The following is a 17,915-nucleotide window of genomic DNA, read 5'->3' on the forward strand; positions in this document are numbered from 1 at the left end:
GGTGGTTTTTCACCAGCAACTCATTACCGCGTTCAACATAGTGAATTTGGTGTATTAGAAAAGGATGAACAGAACAATGAAAAAATCGTTAGTGGCTGTCAGCGTCATTGTCGTACTTGGCGCAGCATGGACTGGAGCCTCATGGTATACCGGCAAACTGATTGAACAACGGATGGGTGAACTGGTTAACACCGCAAACGGGCAGATCAGAACATTGCTGCCTAAAGCTGGTGTCAAACTCGCCTATACAGATTACCAACGTGGTTTGTTCCGTAGCCAGGTTCGCTATGTGCTGCAAGCAGATAGCAGTGTCGTGGGTGAAAAAGCGTTAAAAGACGGTGATGAAATCGCTTTTATCGAAACTATCGATCACGGCCCATTCCCGTTCGCGCAGTTGAAGAAATTCAATTTGATCCCGAGCATGGCATCGGTACATACCGAACTTGCCAATACCCCTGCATTGAAAAAGCTATTTGATGTTACCAAAGGCCAATCACCGTTTACTGCGGATTCACGCATTTCATACAGCGGTGATACCTCTTCCGCCATTACCTTTATTCCTATCGATTATCAGCAAAATACCACCAGCATGAAATTCTCTGGTGCTACCATTGATGCCGATGTTTCGCGCGATATGCGTAATGTGAAGATGAGCGGTAGCAGCGAGAATATCGTCTTCACCAGCAAAAATCAGTGGGACCAACTGGAACAATTCAGCGTGCAGGGCCTGACGCTGAAAAGTGACAGCAAAATGGGTAAATTTGATCTCAGCATTGGTGATCAGCAAGTCGCTATCAAGCAAATTGGTTTCAGTCTTGATGGCAAAGAGATGGCAACACTGGTTGGCTTTAACCTTAATACCCAATTGGGTGAAACGGATAAAGACCTGAACGGCAAACTGAGCTACACCCTCGATGCATTAAAAACTCAGGGTAATGATTTCGGTTCCGGTAAATTAGCCTTTGCCTTTGACAAGCTTGATGGCCAAAACCTGAAGCAGTTCACCAGCGCGTATAATCAACAAGTGCTGAAAGCCGTTCAGGCGGGTGAAAACCTCGATCCTGTTGCCTATCAAGAGCAAATGACTGAGATGTTAATTGCCAATCTTCCAGGGCTGTTAAAAGGCAATCCAACCGTGAGCATTGCGCCACTGAGCTGGAAAAACGCTAAAGGGGAAAGTACCTTTACCCTGAATGTCGACTTGGTTGATCCGGCGCAGACTAAAGCAAGTGCTGAACCCCTGTTAGCGCAGTCAGTGAAGAAAGTTGACGCAACCCTGACTATCCCGATGGCAATGGCAACTGAGTTGACGACCCAGGCCGCACGCCTGCAAGGCTACAGCCCGGAAGAAGCTCAGAAGCTGGCACAACAACAGGTTCAAGGCATTGCCGCTATGGGCCAGATGTTTAAACTGACCACCACCAAAGATGATGTTATCAGCAGCAGCTTCCATTTTGCTGATAATCAGGTCAATTTGAATGGTCAGAAAATGTCACTGCAAGAGTTTGTTGGCCTGTTTGGTATGTTTGGCGGGGCACCTGCTGAAGAAGACACCGACAGCGCACCAGAAGATATGCCAGCAACCCCAGCAGAACCTGCGGTTCCGGCACAATAGTTGGTGCAATAAGTCGCAGTAATAACACATAGAACGGAGCCTGATGGCTCCGTTTTTTTATCTCTGGGTCCACGCAGTACGCAGGAAGTTGCAATGACAGATAAACTTATGACCGGCCCCAACCCCGACTGCAAGCACCCCATGGTAGGCTTTGCGCAGGTTTGCTTTATCAAAAATACAACGAACAACCCGAATATTATTATCGGGGATTATACCTATTACGACGATCCACAAGATTCGGAAAACTTCGAGCGCAACGTGCTCTATCACTACCCGTTTATTGGTGACAAACTGATTATTGGCAAATTCTGCGCGCTGGCACGCGGGGTTCAATTCATCATGAATGGCGCCAATCATAAAATTTCAGGTATTTCGACTTATCCTTTCAATATTTTTGGCAATGGTTGGGAGCGCGTCACGCCATCAATGGATGAACTGCCCTATAAAGGCGATACCTGCGTTGGAAATGATGTTTGGATTGGTTATGACGTACTTATCATGCCAGGTGTGACCATCGGCAATGGTGCCATCATTTCATCACGAGCGGTAGTGACGCGTGATGTACCGGCTTATAGCATTGTGGGTGGCAACCCGGCAACCGTGATTAAGAGCCGCTTCCCACCAGCAACGATAGCTAAACTCGAGGCTATTGCTTGGTGGGACTGGCCGATAGAAGATATCAGCCGCAACCTGCATCTGATTACCGCGGGCGATGTCGATGCTTTGGCGTTAATGAATAACCCCCAAGATCAGGCATGATCAAGCAGACCCTCGGCGGATCAATATCGGCGGTAATATGACATTTTGCAGTTGCAGGTCAACACCGGCAATTCGCTGGAGTAACCGCTGCCCGGCACTGTAACCAATTTCTCTGGCGGAACTGGTGATAAAGGTGAGTGGTGGTTCGGTTAATTCGGCTGCCGGCACGTCACCAAAACCAATCAGTGCCACTTGTTGATCCAGATAGGTGTCTACACCAGCACTACCAATAGTCCGACCGGTGCGTAAGATACCAAAGTAAGCCCCCAATGCCACTGATGCCTGATGACAAATGATGGCACTGACATTGGGATGATAACGTAGCAGCTCTTCTGCCGCATCTGCCGCCGCCTGCTGTTGCCCGTCACATTCAACCACCCATTCAGAACGGAATGGCAGGCCATATTGAACCAACGTGGCGCAGAAGCCTCCCAAGCGCTCTGCCCGCGTCAATGAATGCGAGTGCCCGCCAAGGTAGGCAATTTGCCGGTGACCACGGCCAATCAAAAACTCAGTGGCCATTTTAGCCGCCTGCATATTATCAGGGCGCACGACATCCACACCTTCCAACACATTCGACCGTGCCGCGCAAATCAATGGGATATCATGCTCTGCCGCCTTCTCCTGCAATCCCATCTCACGTTTGGCTCCCCCGCCGAGGACCAAGCCGTCAACACCCTGAGCGATAAGTGTATCGAAGCAACGCAATAGACCTTTGCCCTCCCGACCACTTTGCGTCAGAAACAGCAATTTGCCCTCTGCCTCAATCGCCTCACTCAAACCCGCCGTCATTGCGGCATAAAATGGATCGCCGATATCGCGCACAATCAAGCCAATCACCCCGGACTCGCCACCGCGTAATTGTGCCGCCTGGCGGTTTCGCACATAACCTAACTGTTCGATTGCCTGATTGACCCGGTCAGCGGTTGCCCCAGAGATACGCCCTTTGCCACTTATAGCTAATGAAACTGTCGCCACTGAGACGCCGGCAAACTTAGCCACATCGGTAATTGTGATTTTTTTAATGGTCATACCCGCTGATAAACAAGCCAAGTTAAACGTTTAATCTGATGATTTACTCTAATACAGAAGTAGCATCAGTAATTGTGACATATCACTCATATTATCTGGGTTAAACGTTTTATCTTGTTTAACCTCCAGACAGGGAGGCGAAATAGTCGCCATTTAGCGATAAACACACCGTATTAAGAACCGCGGTGGTTAGAGCAGACATTTTTAACATCAGGCGTTTTGAAAAACAGGAGTCACTATGTCAGCGGTAAAAAAACAAAAAATTACGCTGTGGGAGTTTTTCCAGAGTTTAGGGAAAACCTTCATGCTGCCGGTCGCCTTGCTCTCCTTCTGTGGGATCATGCTGGGTATCGGCAGTTCACTCAGCAGTAAAGATGTCATCACCCTATTACCGGTAATTGGTCATCCTGCCTTCCAGCTACTATTTACCTGGATGAGCAAGGTGGGTTCATTTGCCTTTAGTTTCCTGCCCGTAATGTTTGCCATTGCTATCCCGCTGGGTATGGCGCGCGAAAATAAGGGCGTAGCCGCCTTCTCTGGTTTCGTCGGCTTTGCCGTGCTGAATCTGGCGACCAACTTTTACCTCACCACCAGCGGTGTGTTGCCAACCACCGATCCATTAGTCCTGAAAACCCATAACATTCAAAATATTCTAGGTATTCAGTCGATCGACACCGGGATTCTGGGGGCGGTAATTGTCGGGGTCATTGTTTATTTACTGCATGAACGCTTCAACACCATTCGTTTACCTGATGCATTAGCCTTCTTTGGCGGTACTCGCTTTGTGCCGATAGTGACGACGGTAGTGCTCGGGCTGGTGGGGTTGTTGATCCCGCTGATCTGGCCATTTTTCGCCGCCGGTATCACCGGTCTGGGTCGCCTGATTAACGGTGCTGGCATGTTCGGGCCGATGATTTTCGGCAGTGGCGAACGTCTATTGCTGCCGTTCGGCCTGCACCATATTTTGGTGGCATTGATCCGCTTTACTGAAGCGGGCGGAACCATGGATGTTTGTGGTCACAGCGTGAGTGGTGCACTGACAATATTCCAGGCTCAGTTATCTTGTCCAACCACCACCGGCTTCTCAGAAAGTGCGACTCGCTTCCTGTCTCAAGGCAAAATGCCCGCCTTCCTCGGTGGCCTGCCGGGTGCGGCGCTAGCCATGTATCACTGTGCCAAGCCTGAAAACCGACATAAAATTAAAGGGTTGTTGATTTCCGGTGTTGTGGCTTGTGTGATTGGCGGTACCACCGAACCGATTGAGTTCCTGTTCCTGTTTGTAGCACCGTTCCTGTATTTGATCCATGCGATCCTGACCGGTTTGGGCTTTACTGTGATGGCGTTGCTGGGTGTAACCATTGGTAATACCGACGGTAATATCATTGATTTCGTGGTATTTGGTATTCTGCATGGCACTGCGACTAAATGGTATTGGGTGCCAGTGGTTGCCGGGATCTGGTTCGTGGCGTACTACATGATTTTCCGTTTTGCTATTCAGTACTTCAATATCAAAACACCCGGCCGTGAAAGCGAAACCACCGCTAGCAGCAATGCAGAAAAAGCCACTTATGGCGCTGCAACCGGTAAATCCGGTTATAACTCCCCTGCTATTCTTCATGCGCTGGGTGGTGCAGATAACATTGTCTCGTTGGATAACTGTATTACTCGCTTGCGGATGTCGGTTAAAGATATGAATTTGGTGGATAAAGAGGCGTTAAAAGCCAACCGCGCCATTGGCGTTATTCAACTGAATGACCATAATCTGCAAGTTGTTATTGGTCCACAAGTGCAATCGGTGAAAGATGAATTAGACTCACTGATAAGCAGTACTCAGTTTGCGACGCCTTAGGACGGTAATTCGCTAAGCGCCGTTACCTAAATACCAGTTACATGAAAAATTATACCCAAGGTTATTGGCGTTGCAGGTAGGCCACAGCACATGAAAAATCGGTCGGGAATCGATTTGAGCGTGATTTGCAGCGGCCTCGCCTGAGGCCCAGGGATGGGCCGAGTAACAGGTGCCGAAACTCGCCGCAACTTCAAGGACCAAGGGTATATTTGATAAGCGAGATGCTGATGTTTGATTTCTCCACGCCTGTCGATCGTCACGGCACTTGGTGTACCCAATGGGATTATATTGCAGACCGTTTTGGTGCTGCTGACCTGTTGCCTTTTACCATTTCTGATATGGACTTCCCTACCGCACCGGTGATTCTGCAAGCGCTGAATCAGCGGATAGCCCACGGTGTGTTGGGCTATAGCCGCTGGCAGCATGAAGATTTCCTTGGTGCAATTCGTCATTGGTATCTGCAACGGTTTCATTGTCATATCGATACCTCAATGGCGGTCTACGGCCCGTCAGTTATCTATATGGTCGCTCAGCTAATCCGCTGTTGGTCTGCTCCCGGTGATTTCGTCGTTACCCACACCCCTGCCTATGACGCCTTCTATAAAGTCATTCTCGCTAATCAGCGCCAGCTACTTAGCTGCCCGCTGCACAAAGTAGATAACCAGTGGCAATGTGATATGGCACATCTGGAGGCACTGTTGGCGCGGCCACAGACGAAAGTGCTGCTGTTGTGTAGTCCGCATAATCCAACAGGGAAAGTCTGGACACCACAAGAGCTGGCGCAAATGGCCGAACTGTGTGAACGCCATCAGGTCCGCGTTATCAGCGATGAGATCCATATGGATATGACCTGGGGCAATCAGGTACATACCCCTTGGAGTGAGGTAGGTCAGACCCCATGGGCGCTGCTGACCTCGGGTTCCAAAACATTCAATATCCCCGCCTTAACGGGTGCATACGGTTTTATCAGTGACAGTGAAACCCGTGATATCTACACTCAAATGTTGAAAGGCCGTGATGGACTATCCTCTCCGGCGGTACTGGCCATTGTGGCGCACATTGCGGCTTACCAGCAGGCGCAACCATGGTTGGATGAGCTACGCAGTTATTTGCAAGCCAATCTGGTTTATGTGGCACAGCGCCTTAATGTGGCGTTCCCGGCATTAAACTGGCAGCCACCGCAAGCAACCTATCTGGCATGGATAGACCTACGCCCCTTGAACATTGATGACCATCAGTTGCAAGAGGTGCTAATTGAGAAAGAGAAAGTCGCCATTATGCCCGGTTTTACCTATGGCGAAGAGGGTCGTGGCTTTTTACGTCTGAATGTAGGCTGTTCCCGCAGCAAGGTCGAAGCCGGTATGGATAAGCTGATTAACGGTATTCGTTTTTTGCAGGACAATAGCGACAGTTAAGTAAAACAGTATCGTGTATTACGCCACTTGATGCCTTGAGTGGCGTTTCTCCCCCTCCCCATCTCATCTTTCCCGCTGCCGATAACGTCAATAATCGATATACTACTATCACGCGGCTAGGTTTATCTGTGCTGGACAACCAAATGAAAAAGAAAGAATTTATTGCTCAGGACTTGCTGAGTAAAATGTATCAGTCTGGCGAGAAATTACCTGAGAAATTGCCGCCGGAACGCCAGTTAGCAGAGGAATATGGCGTGTCACGTTTTACCATACGTAAAGCGTTAGAGAAGCTGGCAGCCATTGGTGCCGTGCATATGGTGCAAGGTGCCGGGATCTTCATTAATCCCGGCGTGGGTAATAATCCGCTGGTATACAATTCAATTACCGAAAAGAAATTTAACCAAATCAGTTTTCGTTTAATTAATCTGCATAAACGCCGCCCTGATAATGAAGAACAACAGATCTTCAACCTTAGCGCGGATGATTTTATCTGGGCATTCTCACGTTTGCGTTACATTGATAATCGTAAGGTTCAAATCGAAAATTCGCGCATGCCAGTCGCCGCTTTCCCTGATTTGAACCAAAAAGTCATTGAAAGCTCGATACAGCAATATATTCTCAGCAAAGGCTATCGCCTGTCCCATGCATTAACCCATTATCAGGCGATTAATATCAATAAAGAACAAGCTGAACTGCTTGGATGCAAAAAAGGCATTGCCGCCATGCATATCCTGAACCGAGGCATTTTGCAGGATGGCCGCGTATACACATTCAGTGATATCGTGGATATCGACTATTCCTGCACCTATATTATTCCGTTTAATCAGGATAACCTAAAGTTCCGCCAGAGCTGAATCCGCTCAGACCCACTATGGTGTATGAATTGTTCCGTTCGGCAAACGGCTTTGTGTCCATTCATGAGGCCGATAAACAACCGGGAATTCATCGGCTAAACGAGCATCAAAATCAACACCTATCCCCGCCTGTTCAATTGGGTACAAATAGCCTTCTGTCGGCTGAACGGCGCCCGGAAATACACTCAGGGTATTGGCCGGATAGGCCACGAACTCCTGAATTGCTGCATTGTGCAAATAGATATTTAAATGGGTGTTAACCGCAGCACCAATCGGTGTCATATCTGGCGGGCAATGCCATGCCAGGCGAACCCCAAAACTCTGGCAGAAGCTCCCAAGTTTTAATGCCGGGGTAATTCCGCCAATCTGTGATACATGACAACGCAGGAAGTCAATCCGGCGATTGATTATCAAGTCTTTCCACTCTGCCGGATTGTTAAATAATTCACCCGTAGCAAGTGGTACCGCCGTTTGATTACGGATCTGTTCCAGCCATTCGTTCTGATTCGGCGGCAAAATATCTTCAATATAATAAGGGCGATAAGCTTCTAACTGCCTGGCAAATTGAACCGCTTGTTGTGGGAATAAGCGCTCATGCACATCATGTAAAATATGGAATTGATTGCCGTATTTTTCGCGTAGCGCTTTAAACATCACCAACGTGTTATCCATATATTGGTCTTGATCGTAGTATGCGCCGATTGTTGGCTGTCGGGTCGCGTGCAGATCCTGAGCATTCCCCCCATAGAACCCCAACTGGCAGCGGATATGCCGATAACCTTGCGCCAGCAAGTTATCCACCTCAACATACAACCCATCCAGTGAGTCACTGGCGGCATGACTATAGGTGGCAATAGCATCTTTAGATTTGCCACCAAACAGTTGGTAGAGCGGCATATCCGCCAGCTTGCCTTTAATATCCCATAATGCCATATCAATCCCGGCAATCGCGTTATTGATCACCGGCCCATTTCGCCAATAGGCATTGACCATCATCATCTGCCACAAGTCTTCAATATTATTCGCGTCACGCCCCAGTAATAGTGGCCGGAGATATTCATCCACCATCACTTTAACGGCAAGGGGACGCTGCTGAAATGTGGCACAACCCAGGCCAACAATCCCTTTATTAGTTTCAATCTTAACCACAACTAAATTATGGCGATCAGGCCGGGTTATCTGACATTCAATGCCAGTTATCAACGTGGGTTGCATGCAATGCTCCTTTACAACACTCAGATTGCGACTCTTCAACGTGGCAACCAATGATGCATGAATTAATAAATTCGTATGACGTATTCGCTAATTTCACCTTATTTACACTGACCTTGTAAACCTAAAATTTAAATGTTTTTTTTGGTTCGTGAATCACGAAAATTACCGCAAAAAACCATACCAATTAATAGAAAAAGCACCGAAGAACACCCTAACCATCGAATAATGTGATGTAACCCATGCTTTATTGGTTTGTTTTTAACTTTCAGTAAACTTATTATCATTCACAGTGAATAAAAATAATGGCTCAGGTGCGAGGGTTTTATGGGAAGGACTGAGGTATGTCAGTTAATAATTAAACTGGTCGGTGGTCAGGATAATATAAATAAAGTCTGGCATTGTATGACACGGCTGCGTTTTGATTTAATTGATGATAGTAAAGTCGAATGGCAGAAAATCAAACAATTGCCAGGTGTATTAGGTGCGCAAAATCAAAGTGATCAAGTACAGATCATTATCGGCCCACAGGTAAATGCCTGGTATCAAGATATTGTTGATAATATGTCACCTGATGAGAATGTTCCCTCAAGCGCGACTACGGCAATAGCACCTAAAGCACGGAAAAGTCTGGTTTCACTGTTTATGGATACCGTTTCTGGGGTATTCGGCCCTATCGTTCCGGCGATTGCCGGGGCGGGGATGATTAAAGGCTTACTGGCAGGGTTGATCGCCTTAAAAATCATCTCAGCCCAAAGCGACACCGTGATGATTATCGATTTAATTGCCAGCGGGGTATTCTATTTCCTGCCGTTCTTCCTTGCTGTTTCTGCGGCTAAGATATTTAAAACTAATGAATATCTGGCGGCAGCGGTGGCAGCCTGCCTGATGTATCCCACACTCATTGATGCCGCCAAAGCGCTGGCCACTCATACCCCGGGCGCGGTGAGTGTCATCTATTTTATGGATATCGTGCCGGTATCGGTATTTAACTATTCTGCCAGTGTTATTCCCGTTATTTTCTCAATTCTGGCGCTGAGTTATATTCACCGTTGGGTCGATAAAATTATGCCCGATGTGCTGAAAACAGTATTTACCCCAACGCTAACCCTTTTTATCACCGCATTGGTTTCATTGACGTTTATCGGCCCAGCCGGCATTTATTTAGGCAAACTACTGGCATTCGGTATTCAGGGATTATTTGATATCTCATCGGTATTTGCTGGTTTTATCGTCGGTGCCATTCGCCCGATTGCTATTCTTACCGGAATGCATCACGCCATGACCCCCATTGCATTGCAAAACTTTACCGACAAAGGTTTTGATATGTTAATGCCAATGATGTTTATGGCAAACATGGCCATTGCGGGTTCAACATTTGCTATCTATTTCCATGTCAAAACCCGGCAAGAAAAAACCGTGGTGCTGTCTGCCGCCGTTTCTGGCTTATTGGGCATTACAGAGCCCGCACTGTTTGGTGTGTTAACTAAATACAAAAAAGCCTTTATTGCCACGACGATAAGCAGCTCGATTGCCTCTGCATTTATCGCCTTTTTCGGCGTAAGGCTGTACGGCTATATTTTATCAAGCATATTCAGCCTACCGGCCTATATTGGCCCTTACTTTATCTACATCCTATTGGGTGTCACCTTGTCACTCGGCCTGTCATTTATCCTCACTTATCTGCTGGTAGTACGAACTGAAAAAAGATTGGTCGCAGTTGAATCGCAATAAATAGTTGAAATTAAAGCCGGCATCATGGGCGGGCGATATTGTCCGCCCATATCAATTCGTGATTTATGTCACTTTTTTATGCAACGCAGTGGATATTTTCATTCATTTGTTTTTATAATGTTCTGCACTTTACCTACAAGAATCTACTTCTGATAAAAAGTGAGTGCACAGCATGATTGATCCCCGCCTCCCCCTGACCGACATTCACCGCCACCTTGATGGCAATATCCGTGCGCAAACTATTTTGGACCTGGGTCGCCAATTTAATCTGGCCCTACCGGCTGATGAGCTAGCCGAACTGCGCCCGCATGTGCAAATCACTAAAACTGAGCCAGATCTAGTCAGCTTCCTGCAAAAGCTGGATTGGGGGGTTGCGGTTTTGGCCTCACTTGATGCTTGCCGCCGTGTGGCCTACGAAAATGTCGAAGATGCCGCTAATGCCGGTTTGCATTATGCCGAACTGCGCTTTTCACCCTTCTATATGGCAATGAAACACCAATTGCCGGTTGCCGGTGTGGTCGAGGCCGTCATTGATGGGGTGCAGTCCGGTTGTCGTGATTTTGATATTGATATCCGCCTGATAGGGATCCTCAGCCGCACTTTTGGTGAACAAGCTTGTTTGCAAGAACTTGATGGTTTACTGGCACATCGCGAGGGGATTACTGCGTTGGATCTGGCCGGTGACGAACTGGGCTTCCCTGGCGGTTTGTTCCGCAGTCACTTTAATCGCGCGCGCGATGCGGGCCTGCGTATTACCGTCCATGCCGGTGAAGCCGCTGGCCCGGAAAGTATCTGGCAAGCTATCCGCGAGTTAGGTGCTGAACGTATTGGTCATGGTGTGAAAGCCATTGAAGATATCAAATTGATGGATTATTTGGCTGAACACAACATTGGGATCGAATCCTGTCTGACCTCTAATATTCAGACCAGCACCGTCTCTTCGTTAGCCACTCACCCGCTGGCAACCTTCCTGCGCCATGGCGTGATGGCATCGATCAATACCGATGACCCAGCGGTACAGGGGATTGAAATTGCTAATGAATATCACAATGCCGCACCTGCTGCTGGCCTAACAGCACAAGAAATCCGCCAGGCACAACAAAATGGCCTGACGATGGCATTTATCACCGAACAGGAAAAACAGGCACTGCGCGATAAAATCCGTGGCTAAATCGGTCAGGAATTAGCTAAAAACGCCGGTATTTCATAGAAGTACCGGCGTTTTTTATTGCAGATCGCAACCGGCTACTTGGTTTCTGCCCGCGCCGCCGACGCCAAAGATTCAGTCGCCTCGGCATGCTCTCTGGCGACGCGTTTCGCGTAACGCTGTGCCAGGACGGCACATACCATCAATTGAACCTGATGGAATATCATCAAGGGTAATACCATCACACCGACTACTGAGGCGGGAAACAACACGTTAGCCATCGGGATACCATTGGCGAGGCTCTTCTTCGATCCGCAGAACACAATGGTGATTTCATCGGCAGTATTGAAGCCCAGCCAGCGGGCTGCCATGGTGTTAATGACTAATACCAGTGTCAATAGCACCATCGAACAGACCAGAATTGCCAGCAGTGACCAACCATCGATTTGATGCCAAATCCCCTGAACCACGGCTTCACTGAACGCGACATACACCACTAATAGAATGGATGACCGGTCAGTGATATTAACCCGTTTTTTATGGCGCTCAACCCATTTAGCTATCAGTGGGCGCGATAAATGCCCAACAATGAATGGCACCATCAGTTGCATGATAATAGAACCTATCGCATGCAACGTGTCGGTATCACCCCCTTGGGTGTGCATCAACATGCCCACCAGCAGCGGTGACAGGAAAACCCCCAAAATACTGGATGCCGAGGCGCTACAAATTGCCGCCGCCACGTTACCTCCCGCCACAGAGGTATAGGCAATAGCTGACTGAACCGTGGCAGGTAACGCGCACAAATAGAGGAAACCCAGATACAGCGTTGGTGTTAACACGCCGGGTACCAACACATTCATTCCCAATCCTAACAGCGGGAATAAGGCAAACGTGCTGAGAAACACCACCAGATGCAGTTTCCAATGCCCCATGCCTGAAACTATGGCGGCGCGGGATAACTTGGCACCGTGCATAAAGAATAATAATGCAATGGCCGCAGTCGTCAGATGTTCGAACCACACCTTAACTTCCCCTTCACAGGGGAAAATAGAAGCAATAATAACGACCAGAATCAGCACTAATAAAAATTTATCTATCCGTAAGCGTTGTAACCATGACATGCCACTGTATTCCTTCAATATAACCTTGGTTCTTGACGTTGCAGAGGGGGTAGCTGTTTGCGTTGTGCCGCCCATCCTTAGGCCTTGCCTCGGTGAGGCCGCTGCCAGCAGTGTTCAAATCTGCTGGCAGCCTACCTGCAACGCCAGTGACTTTGGCTATCGTTTCTATCAAATAAGCGTATTTAGCAGCAAAATCAGCTTGCTGGCGATACCGGCAGCGTTTTTTTCTGTTGATCAGAGGCAATGCCCAGTTCAATCAATTCCATTACTTTTATCGCTTCCGAGACGGGTACTGGGTTGGCAGCAGTACCTAAAATGGCATCACGGATCCCCGCATAATAAGCAGGATAATTACCCGGCAACGTCAGTAGTGGTTTTTCAGCGAGGATGCCATCATGTGACAGTGTCACTACTCCATCGCGCATATCGTAGCCCCAATCTGCCTGTGGCAAACGTTCACCCGCTTTCAGCCTGTCCTCTTGTGGGTCCAGACCAAATTTGATGTAACTCCCCTGCATGCCGTGCACGATATAACGCGCAGTTTCTGCTGCGGCTAACACCGTACCGTGTAACACCACTCGTTGCCCCGGATAGCTAAGAACCGCGTGGAAATAATCAACAGATTGCGCACCAGGGCGCAGCATCCCTAAATCAACATTTAGCGTCTGTGGCAAACCAAACAGTTGTAGCGCCTGATCCAACAGATGTGGACCTAAATCGTACCAAATGCCACTGCCCGCACCGGCTTGTTCACGCCAACGCTGGCGGATCTCCGGGCGATAGCGGTCAAAATGAGATTCAAAATAGACAACATTCCCCAGTGAGCCTTCAGCCAGCAGTGTTTTCAGCGTCAGGAAATCACTGTCCCAACGGCGATTATGGAATACTGAAAGCAATAAGTGGGCCTCATCTGCTTGTTTCTTCAATTCATTTGCTTGTGACAGTGTCACGGTAAACGGTTTATCCACCACCACATGTTTACCGGCAGCCAGTGCTTGCTGAGCCAGCGGGAAGTGAGTGTCATTCGGGGTTGGAATCACGATAAGATCGATTGAAGGATCATCAAATAACGTTTTGGGGTCAGAAACCACCGCCATTGTCGGCCAGTCAGCATGTACTTTACTGGCATCACTACTGGAAACCCCTGCCAGCTCTAGCCCCGGAGTGCCCATAATCAGCGGCGCATGGAACGTTTTGCTGGCATAACCATAGCCCAGTAAACCCACTTTGATTTTTTCAGCCATTATATTTCCTCTCGCGCAGCCTATTTGCCAATTGATATCAGTCGATCAATCGATTTGACACCATGATGATTCCCGCGACAAGAGGTAATTTTTGGCTGAATGTCAGTGGCGAGATTAAATTCGCACAATGGCCTCAGCATTATCTCGCCATTCTGGCTGTCGGAGGCTGCGTTGCGGGTAGTTGGTTTCAATGCTACGACGCCTGAAATCACTGGGGCTAACACCAACACGCTTACGAAAAACGCGGGAGAAATAGAGTTGATCGTCGTAACCCACCACGCGACCAATAGTGGCAATCGGCTCTTGCGTGGTTTGCAGTAATAACTTAGCCCGAATAACCCGCTGGTCTTCACGCCAACGCAATATATTGATACCAACTTGCTCACGAAACAGATGTGCCAAACGTGACGGAGACAGGCAAACATGACGTGCAACTTCGTCAATGCGCAGCTCACCGGCTAAATTGCCGGTAATAAACTGGCACGCTTCAATCACTCGAGGGTCCATAATGCGTTGTGGACTAAGAGGATCTTCTTCCATTGCGCGCAGCAGTAAGCGCTCAAGTAGATTCATACCCAACTCTTCGCCAAAACGCCGTCCTGATTTTTGCGTCTGTTCAATATTGGCAAACAGGCGATCAAATTCCAGTAATAAGTTGTTGTTAGGCAAAGATAACCGCCCAACTTCATGCGTTTTGCTATGCCACTCCAACCAGTCCGCCCAGTATGCCCGTGGCCGGAAATAGACCCAACGGTGATACCAACAATCACTGTTCGGTGAGCGACCATAATAGTGCGATGCCTTAGGGGGAAAGAGCAGCAAATCACCTGGATTGCTGTAAAAGGTATTCTCACCATCAAAAATCTTACCTTGTCCCTTAATGGTCAGATTCAGGATATAGCCCTTCATGCCGCCTGGCCTATCGATAAAAAAATCGAGTGGTCCATCGGCCAGAATCGGGGTTAATCCTGCTACCAGATAGGCATTAAAGGTATAGCCGGGTAACAAGGGATTGGGTTGCGGTTCCTGAACCATTCGATGGTACATTTAGCCTCCTTGGAGTCCTGATCTGATTGGCGTGCAAACGCATGTGCTTATTTCAGTTTATCGGGCAGAATTCACGCTGCCCGATAGTGATTACAGAACTGTGAGCCAGATAGGCTTTTTATGGACTTTTCTGTCACCGTGCAACTTATAGCGTCCGTTTAGCCAACTGTTTGTAACGGTCGAAGATAACCGCTGCCAGCAGGATCAAACCACGGACCACATATTGGGAGAACGGAGAAATATTGAGTAGGTTCATGGCATTTTCCACTGTCCCCAGAATCAAGATACCGGCGATAACATAGGAAATCTTACCAATCCCACCTTTCAGTGACACGCCCCCCAGCACACAGGCCGAGATAACAATCAGCTCATAACCAATCGAAGTCATTGGCTGACCACTGGTCATCCGTGATGCCAAAATGATCCCAGCCGCCGCCGATACCAAACCCGATAAGACAAAAATGATGATTTTAGTGCGAACTACCGGCACCCCCGCCAGGCGCGCCGCATCTTCGTTGCCCCCGATAGCCAGGGTATTGCGGCCAAAGGTAGTTTTGTTTAACAAGAAGCCAAACAAGGCCAGACAGGCAATGGTAATCCAGATAGGGGCTGGTAAACCGAGCCAATTGGTGTAACCCAATGCGAAGAAACGCTCATCCTCGATACCCACCGCTTTACCATCAGAGATGATATAGGCCAGGCCGCGAACAATCTGCATCGTCGCCAGCGTGGTGATCAAGGCGTTAATTTTCAATCTGGCAATCACAAAACCATTGATCAGCCCGCATAGCGCGCCCAGTAACAAACCGGCGCCCACCCCCAGCCACATATTTTCGGTCATATTGATAACAACTGCCGTCGTTACCCCCGCACAGGCAATGACTGAAGCGACGGATAAGTCAAAATCGCCGGATGCCAAACAAAACAACATGCCACAGGCCACCATCCCCGACATCGAGATAGCCAACCCCAACCCTTTCATATTGATAAAGGAGCCAAAGTTAGGCACGAATATCACACAACCAATAAATACCACCGCGAAAACTACCAACATCCCATAGCTATCCCAAATACGGGATAGTCCTAGTCCACTTTTAGCGGGTGTATCTTGTGGTGGTTGCGACTGACTATTGTGTGCTCCACCTTTTAACTCGGTTGATGCCGGGTTCTTCTTATCAGAACTCAAAGTAACGCTGGACATGGATAACTCCTTCACAATCAAGCAACCGCAGACGCGGCATCAGTAGCAATATTCGGGGTGCGTAGCATCGCCAGACTTAACGCCTGTTCTTCAGTGGCAGAACCGTGGTCTAACTCACCAGAGATTGCCCCTTCCCGCATCACCACGATTCGGTCAGCCAGCCCAAGAACTTCTGGCAAATCACTGGACGCAAACAGCACCGCAATACCCTGTTTCGCCAGTTGATAAATCACGTTATAGATTTCATGTTTAGCCCCAACGTCGATACCTCGAGTTGGCTCATCCAACAGGATCACTTTCATATCTTCGGATAACCAACGGCCCAAAATGGCTTTCTGCTGGTTGCCGCCGGACAAATTCATAATCAGTTGTTGAGGGCTGGGTGTTTTGATATTCAAAGACTGAATACGCAGTGCCGCATTCTCCTGCTCCCAGCGGTTGTTGATCAAACAACCAGCCGTCAGTGTTTTGCGCCGTGCACTGATATTGATATTGTCCTGTACCGAATGAACCGGAATAATGCCATCGGCTTTACGGTCTTCCGGGCATAACATGATCCCGGCGGTGATGGCATCGATGGGTGAACGAATCGTCAGTGGCTTGCCATCCAGCAAAACCTGACCACTGCTAAGCCTGGTGCCACCAAACAACCCTTTCAGTAATTCACTGCGCCCCGCCCCCACCAAACCAAACAGGCCAACAATCTCCCCTTGATGGACGGTCAGGCTGATTGGCGATTTCACCCCAATCGCCTTCACCTCTTGCAATGTCAGGCGCTCTGGCCCTATTTCACGCGGCTGATAGCCATAAATATCACCCAAATTGCGCCCAACCATGGCTTGTACCAGCGAGTCGTTATTCACCTGGGTCATATCGTCAAACGTGCGCACATACCGGCCATCTTTAAACACCGTAATGGCATCACTCAGTGCAAAGATTTCTTCCATCCGGTGTGATACATACAAAATGACCCGCCCTTCGGCGCGTAATTCTCGGATCACCCGGAACAGTTGTTCTATCTCTCTGGCAGAGAGCGAACTGGTCGGCTCATCAAAAGCAATAATTTTGGCATTACGGGCCAGCGCTTTGGCAATTTCCACCATCTGCCATTGGCCGATGGAGAGATATTTCAGTGGGGTATCGGGGGAGATGTCCAGCCCCAAATGTGAGAGCTGCAAACTGGATTCATAGCGCAATAATTTGCGATCAACCATGCCCATCTTGGTAGGCAATTGGCCCAGATAGATATTTTCTGCCACTGTCATTTCCGGCACCAAATGCAGTTCCTGATAAATGATAGCGACACCGGCATCAAGCGCATCGGTGGTATTGGCAAAATTAGCTACTTTGCCCTTAATGTGAATTTCACCCTGAGTCGGTGAGTAGTTACCGCTGAGAATTTTCAACAAGGTTGATTTCCCCGCGCCATTCTCTCCCATCAGGGCATGGATTTGGCCGGCCTGACAGGTAAAACTGATATCATCCAGCGCTTGAACACCGGGGAAACTTTTTCCAATGCCACAAAAAGCCAGATAAGGTGACTGTTCGGCTTCCAGCTCGGCTTGTAACGCAGAATGGAGTGCTGACATGATGGCTTCCTTATAAAGTTTGGGTCGCACGGTACCACCTGTCTGTGTGGTCCATTGGGGCAAGCCGTAGCCTGCCCCCGTGCGCCATAGCGT

General features: G+C 48.6%; 14 protein-coding genes. 7 read left to right on the plus strand and 7 right to left on the minus strand.

Annotated features, from left to right (window positions below; all coding sequences use genetic code 11):
* The first annotated feature begins 76 nt into the window (after window positions 1–76).
* Window positions 77–1,615 (plus strand): YdgA family protein, encoded by a 1,539-nt coding sequence (locus V1956_RS13430; protein ID WP_442825217.1) that lies wholly within the window; start codon window positions 77–79, stop codon window positions 1,613–1,615.
* 93 nt (window positions 1,616–1,708) lie between these two features.
* Window positions 1,709–2,374 carry a streptogramin A O-acetyltransferase Vat(F) gene (vat(F), locus tag V1956_RS13435; RefSeq protein WP_420071105.1) on the plus strand — a complete coding sequence of 222 codons (666 nt, stop codon included), beginning with the start codon at window positions 1,709–1,711 and terminating at the stop codon, window positions 2,372–2,374.
* Here the strand turns inward: vat(F) and malI are convergent, their stop codons facing one another.
* The gene (gene malI / locus V1956_RS13440; protein ID WP_442825218.1) at window positions 2,375–3,406 is read right to left on the minus strand and encodes a Mal regulon transcriptional regulator MalI; all 1,032 of its coding nucleotides are present in this window, start codon (window positions 3,404–3,406) and stop codon (window positions 2,375–2,377) included.
* Between the two features lie 238 nt (window positions 3,407–3,644).
* On the opposite strand from malI, the gene malX reads away from it, so the two are divergent.
* From malX to V1956_RS13455, 3 genes are all read left to right on the plus strand, one after another.
* Window positions 3,645–5,255 (plus strand): maltose/glucose-specific PTS transporter subunit IIBC, encoded by a 1,611-nt coding sequence (malX, locus tag V1956_RS13445; RefSeq protein ID WP_442825219.1) that lies wholly within the window; start codon window positions 3,645–3,647, stop codon window positions 5,253–5,255.
* Window positions 5,256–5,482: 227 nt separating this feature from the next.
* Entirely contained in the window at window positions 5,483–6,670 is a 1,188-nt protein-coding gene (locus V1956_RS13450; protein WP_372559010.1) for a MalY/PatB family protein, read from the plus strand.
* 143 nt (window positions 6,671–6,813) lie between these two features.
* The gene (locus V1956_RS13455) at window positions 6,814–7,524 is read left to right on the plus strand and encodes a GntR family transcriptional regulator (protein WP_372559009.1); all 711 of its coding nucleotides are present in this window, start codon (window positions 6,814–6,816) and stop codon (window positions 7,522–7,524) included.
* Window positions 7,525–7,539: 15 nt separating this feature from the next.
* Here the strand turns inward: V1956_RS13455 and V1956_RS13460 are convergent, their stop codons facing one another.
* Window positions 7,540–8,739, minus strand: a complete 1,200-nt coding sequence (locus tag V1956_RS13460; RefSeq protein WP_442825220.1) for an enolase C-terminal domain-like protein — start codon at window positions 8,737–8,739, stop codon at window positions 7,540–7,542.
* 324 nt (window positions 8,740–9,063) lie between these two features.
* Between V1956_RS13460 and V1956_RS13465 the strand changes: the two genes are divergently transcribed.
* Window positions 9,064–10,470, plus strand: a complete 1,407-nt coding sequence (locus V1956_RS13465; RefSeq protein WP_420071109.1) for a PTS transporter subunit EIIC — start codon at window positions 9,064–9,066, stop codon at window positions 10,468–10,470.
* 172 nt (window positions 10,471–10,642) lie between these two features.
* Complete coding sequence (add, locus tag V1956_RS13470) at window positions 10,643–11,641, plus strand: adenosine deaminase (protein ID WP_420071110.1); 999 nt, start codon at window positions 10,643–10,645, stop codon at window positions 11,639–11,641.
* 74 nt (window positions 11,642–11,715) lie between these two features.
* Here add and V1956_RS13475 read toward each other — a convergent pair whose 3' ends face one another.
* From V1956_RS13475 to araG, 5 genes are all read right to left on the minus strand, one after another.
* Window positions 11,716–12,741: a bile acid:sodium symporter family protein gene (locus tag V1956_RS13475; RefSeq protein ID WP_420074333.1), complete on the minus strand. Its 1,026-nt coding sequence runs from the start codon at window positions 12,739–12,741 to the stop codon at window positions 11,716–11,718.
* 194 nt (window positions 12,742–12,935) lie between these two features.
* A complete protein-coding gene (locus V1956_RS13480) occupies window positions 12,936–13,985 on the minus strand; it encodes an oxidoreductase (protein WP_372559004.1) in 1,050 nt (349 codons plus the stop codon).
* A gap of 114 nt (window positions 13,986–14,099) precedes the next feature.
* Window positions 14,100–15,032, minus strand: coding sequence for an arabinose operon transcriptional regulator AraC (araC, locus tag V1956_RS13485; RefSeq protein ID WP_083158871.1), 933 nt, complete (start codon window positions 15,030–15,032; stop codon window positions 14,100–14,102).
* Window positions 15,033–15,177: 145 nt separating this feature from the next.
* Window positions 15,178–16,233, minus strand: coding sequence for an L-arabinose ABC transporter permease AraH (araH, locus tag V1956_RS13490; RefSeq protein WP_372559003.1), 1,056 nt, complete (start codon window positions 16,231–16,233; stop codon window positions 15,178–15,180).
* A gap of 17 nt (window positions 16,234–16,250) precedes the next feature.
* Entirely contained in the window at window positions 16,251–17,822 is a 1,572-nt protein-coding gene (gene araG, locus V1956_RS13495; RefSeq protein WP_442825221.1) for an L-arabinose ABC transporter ATP-binding protein AraG, read from the minus strand.
* Between the last annotated feature and the right edge of the window lie 93 nt (window positions 17,823–17,915).

Source organism: Yersinia sp. 2540 StPb PI (assembly GCF_052217165.1).
In the GTDB taxonomy this organism is placed as follows: domain Bacteria; phylum Pseudomonadota; class Gammaproteobacteria; order Enterobacterales; family Enterobacteriaceae; genus Yersinia; species Yersinia enterocolitica_E.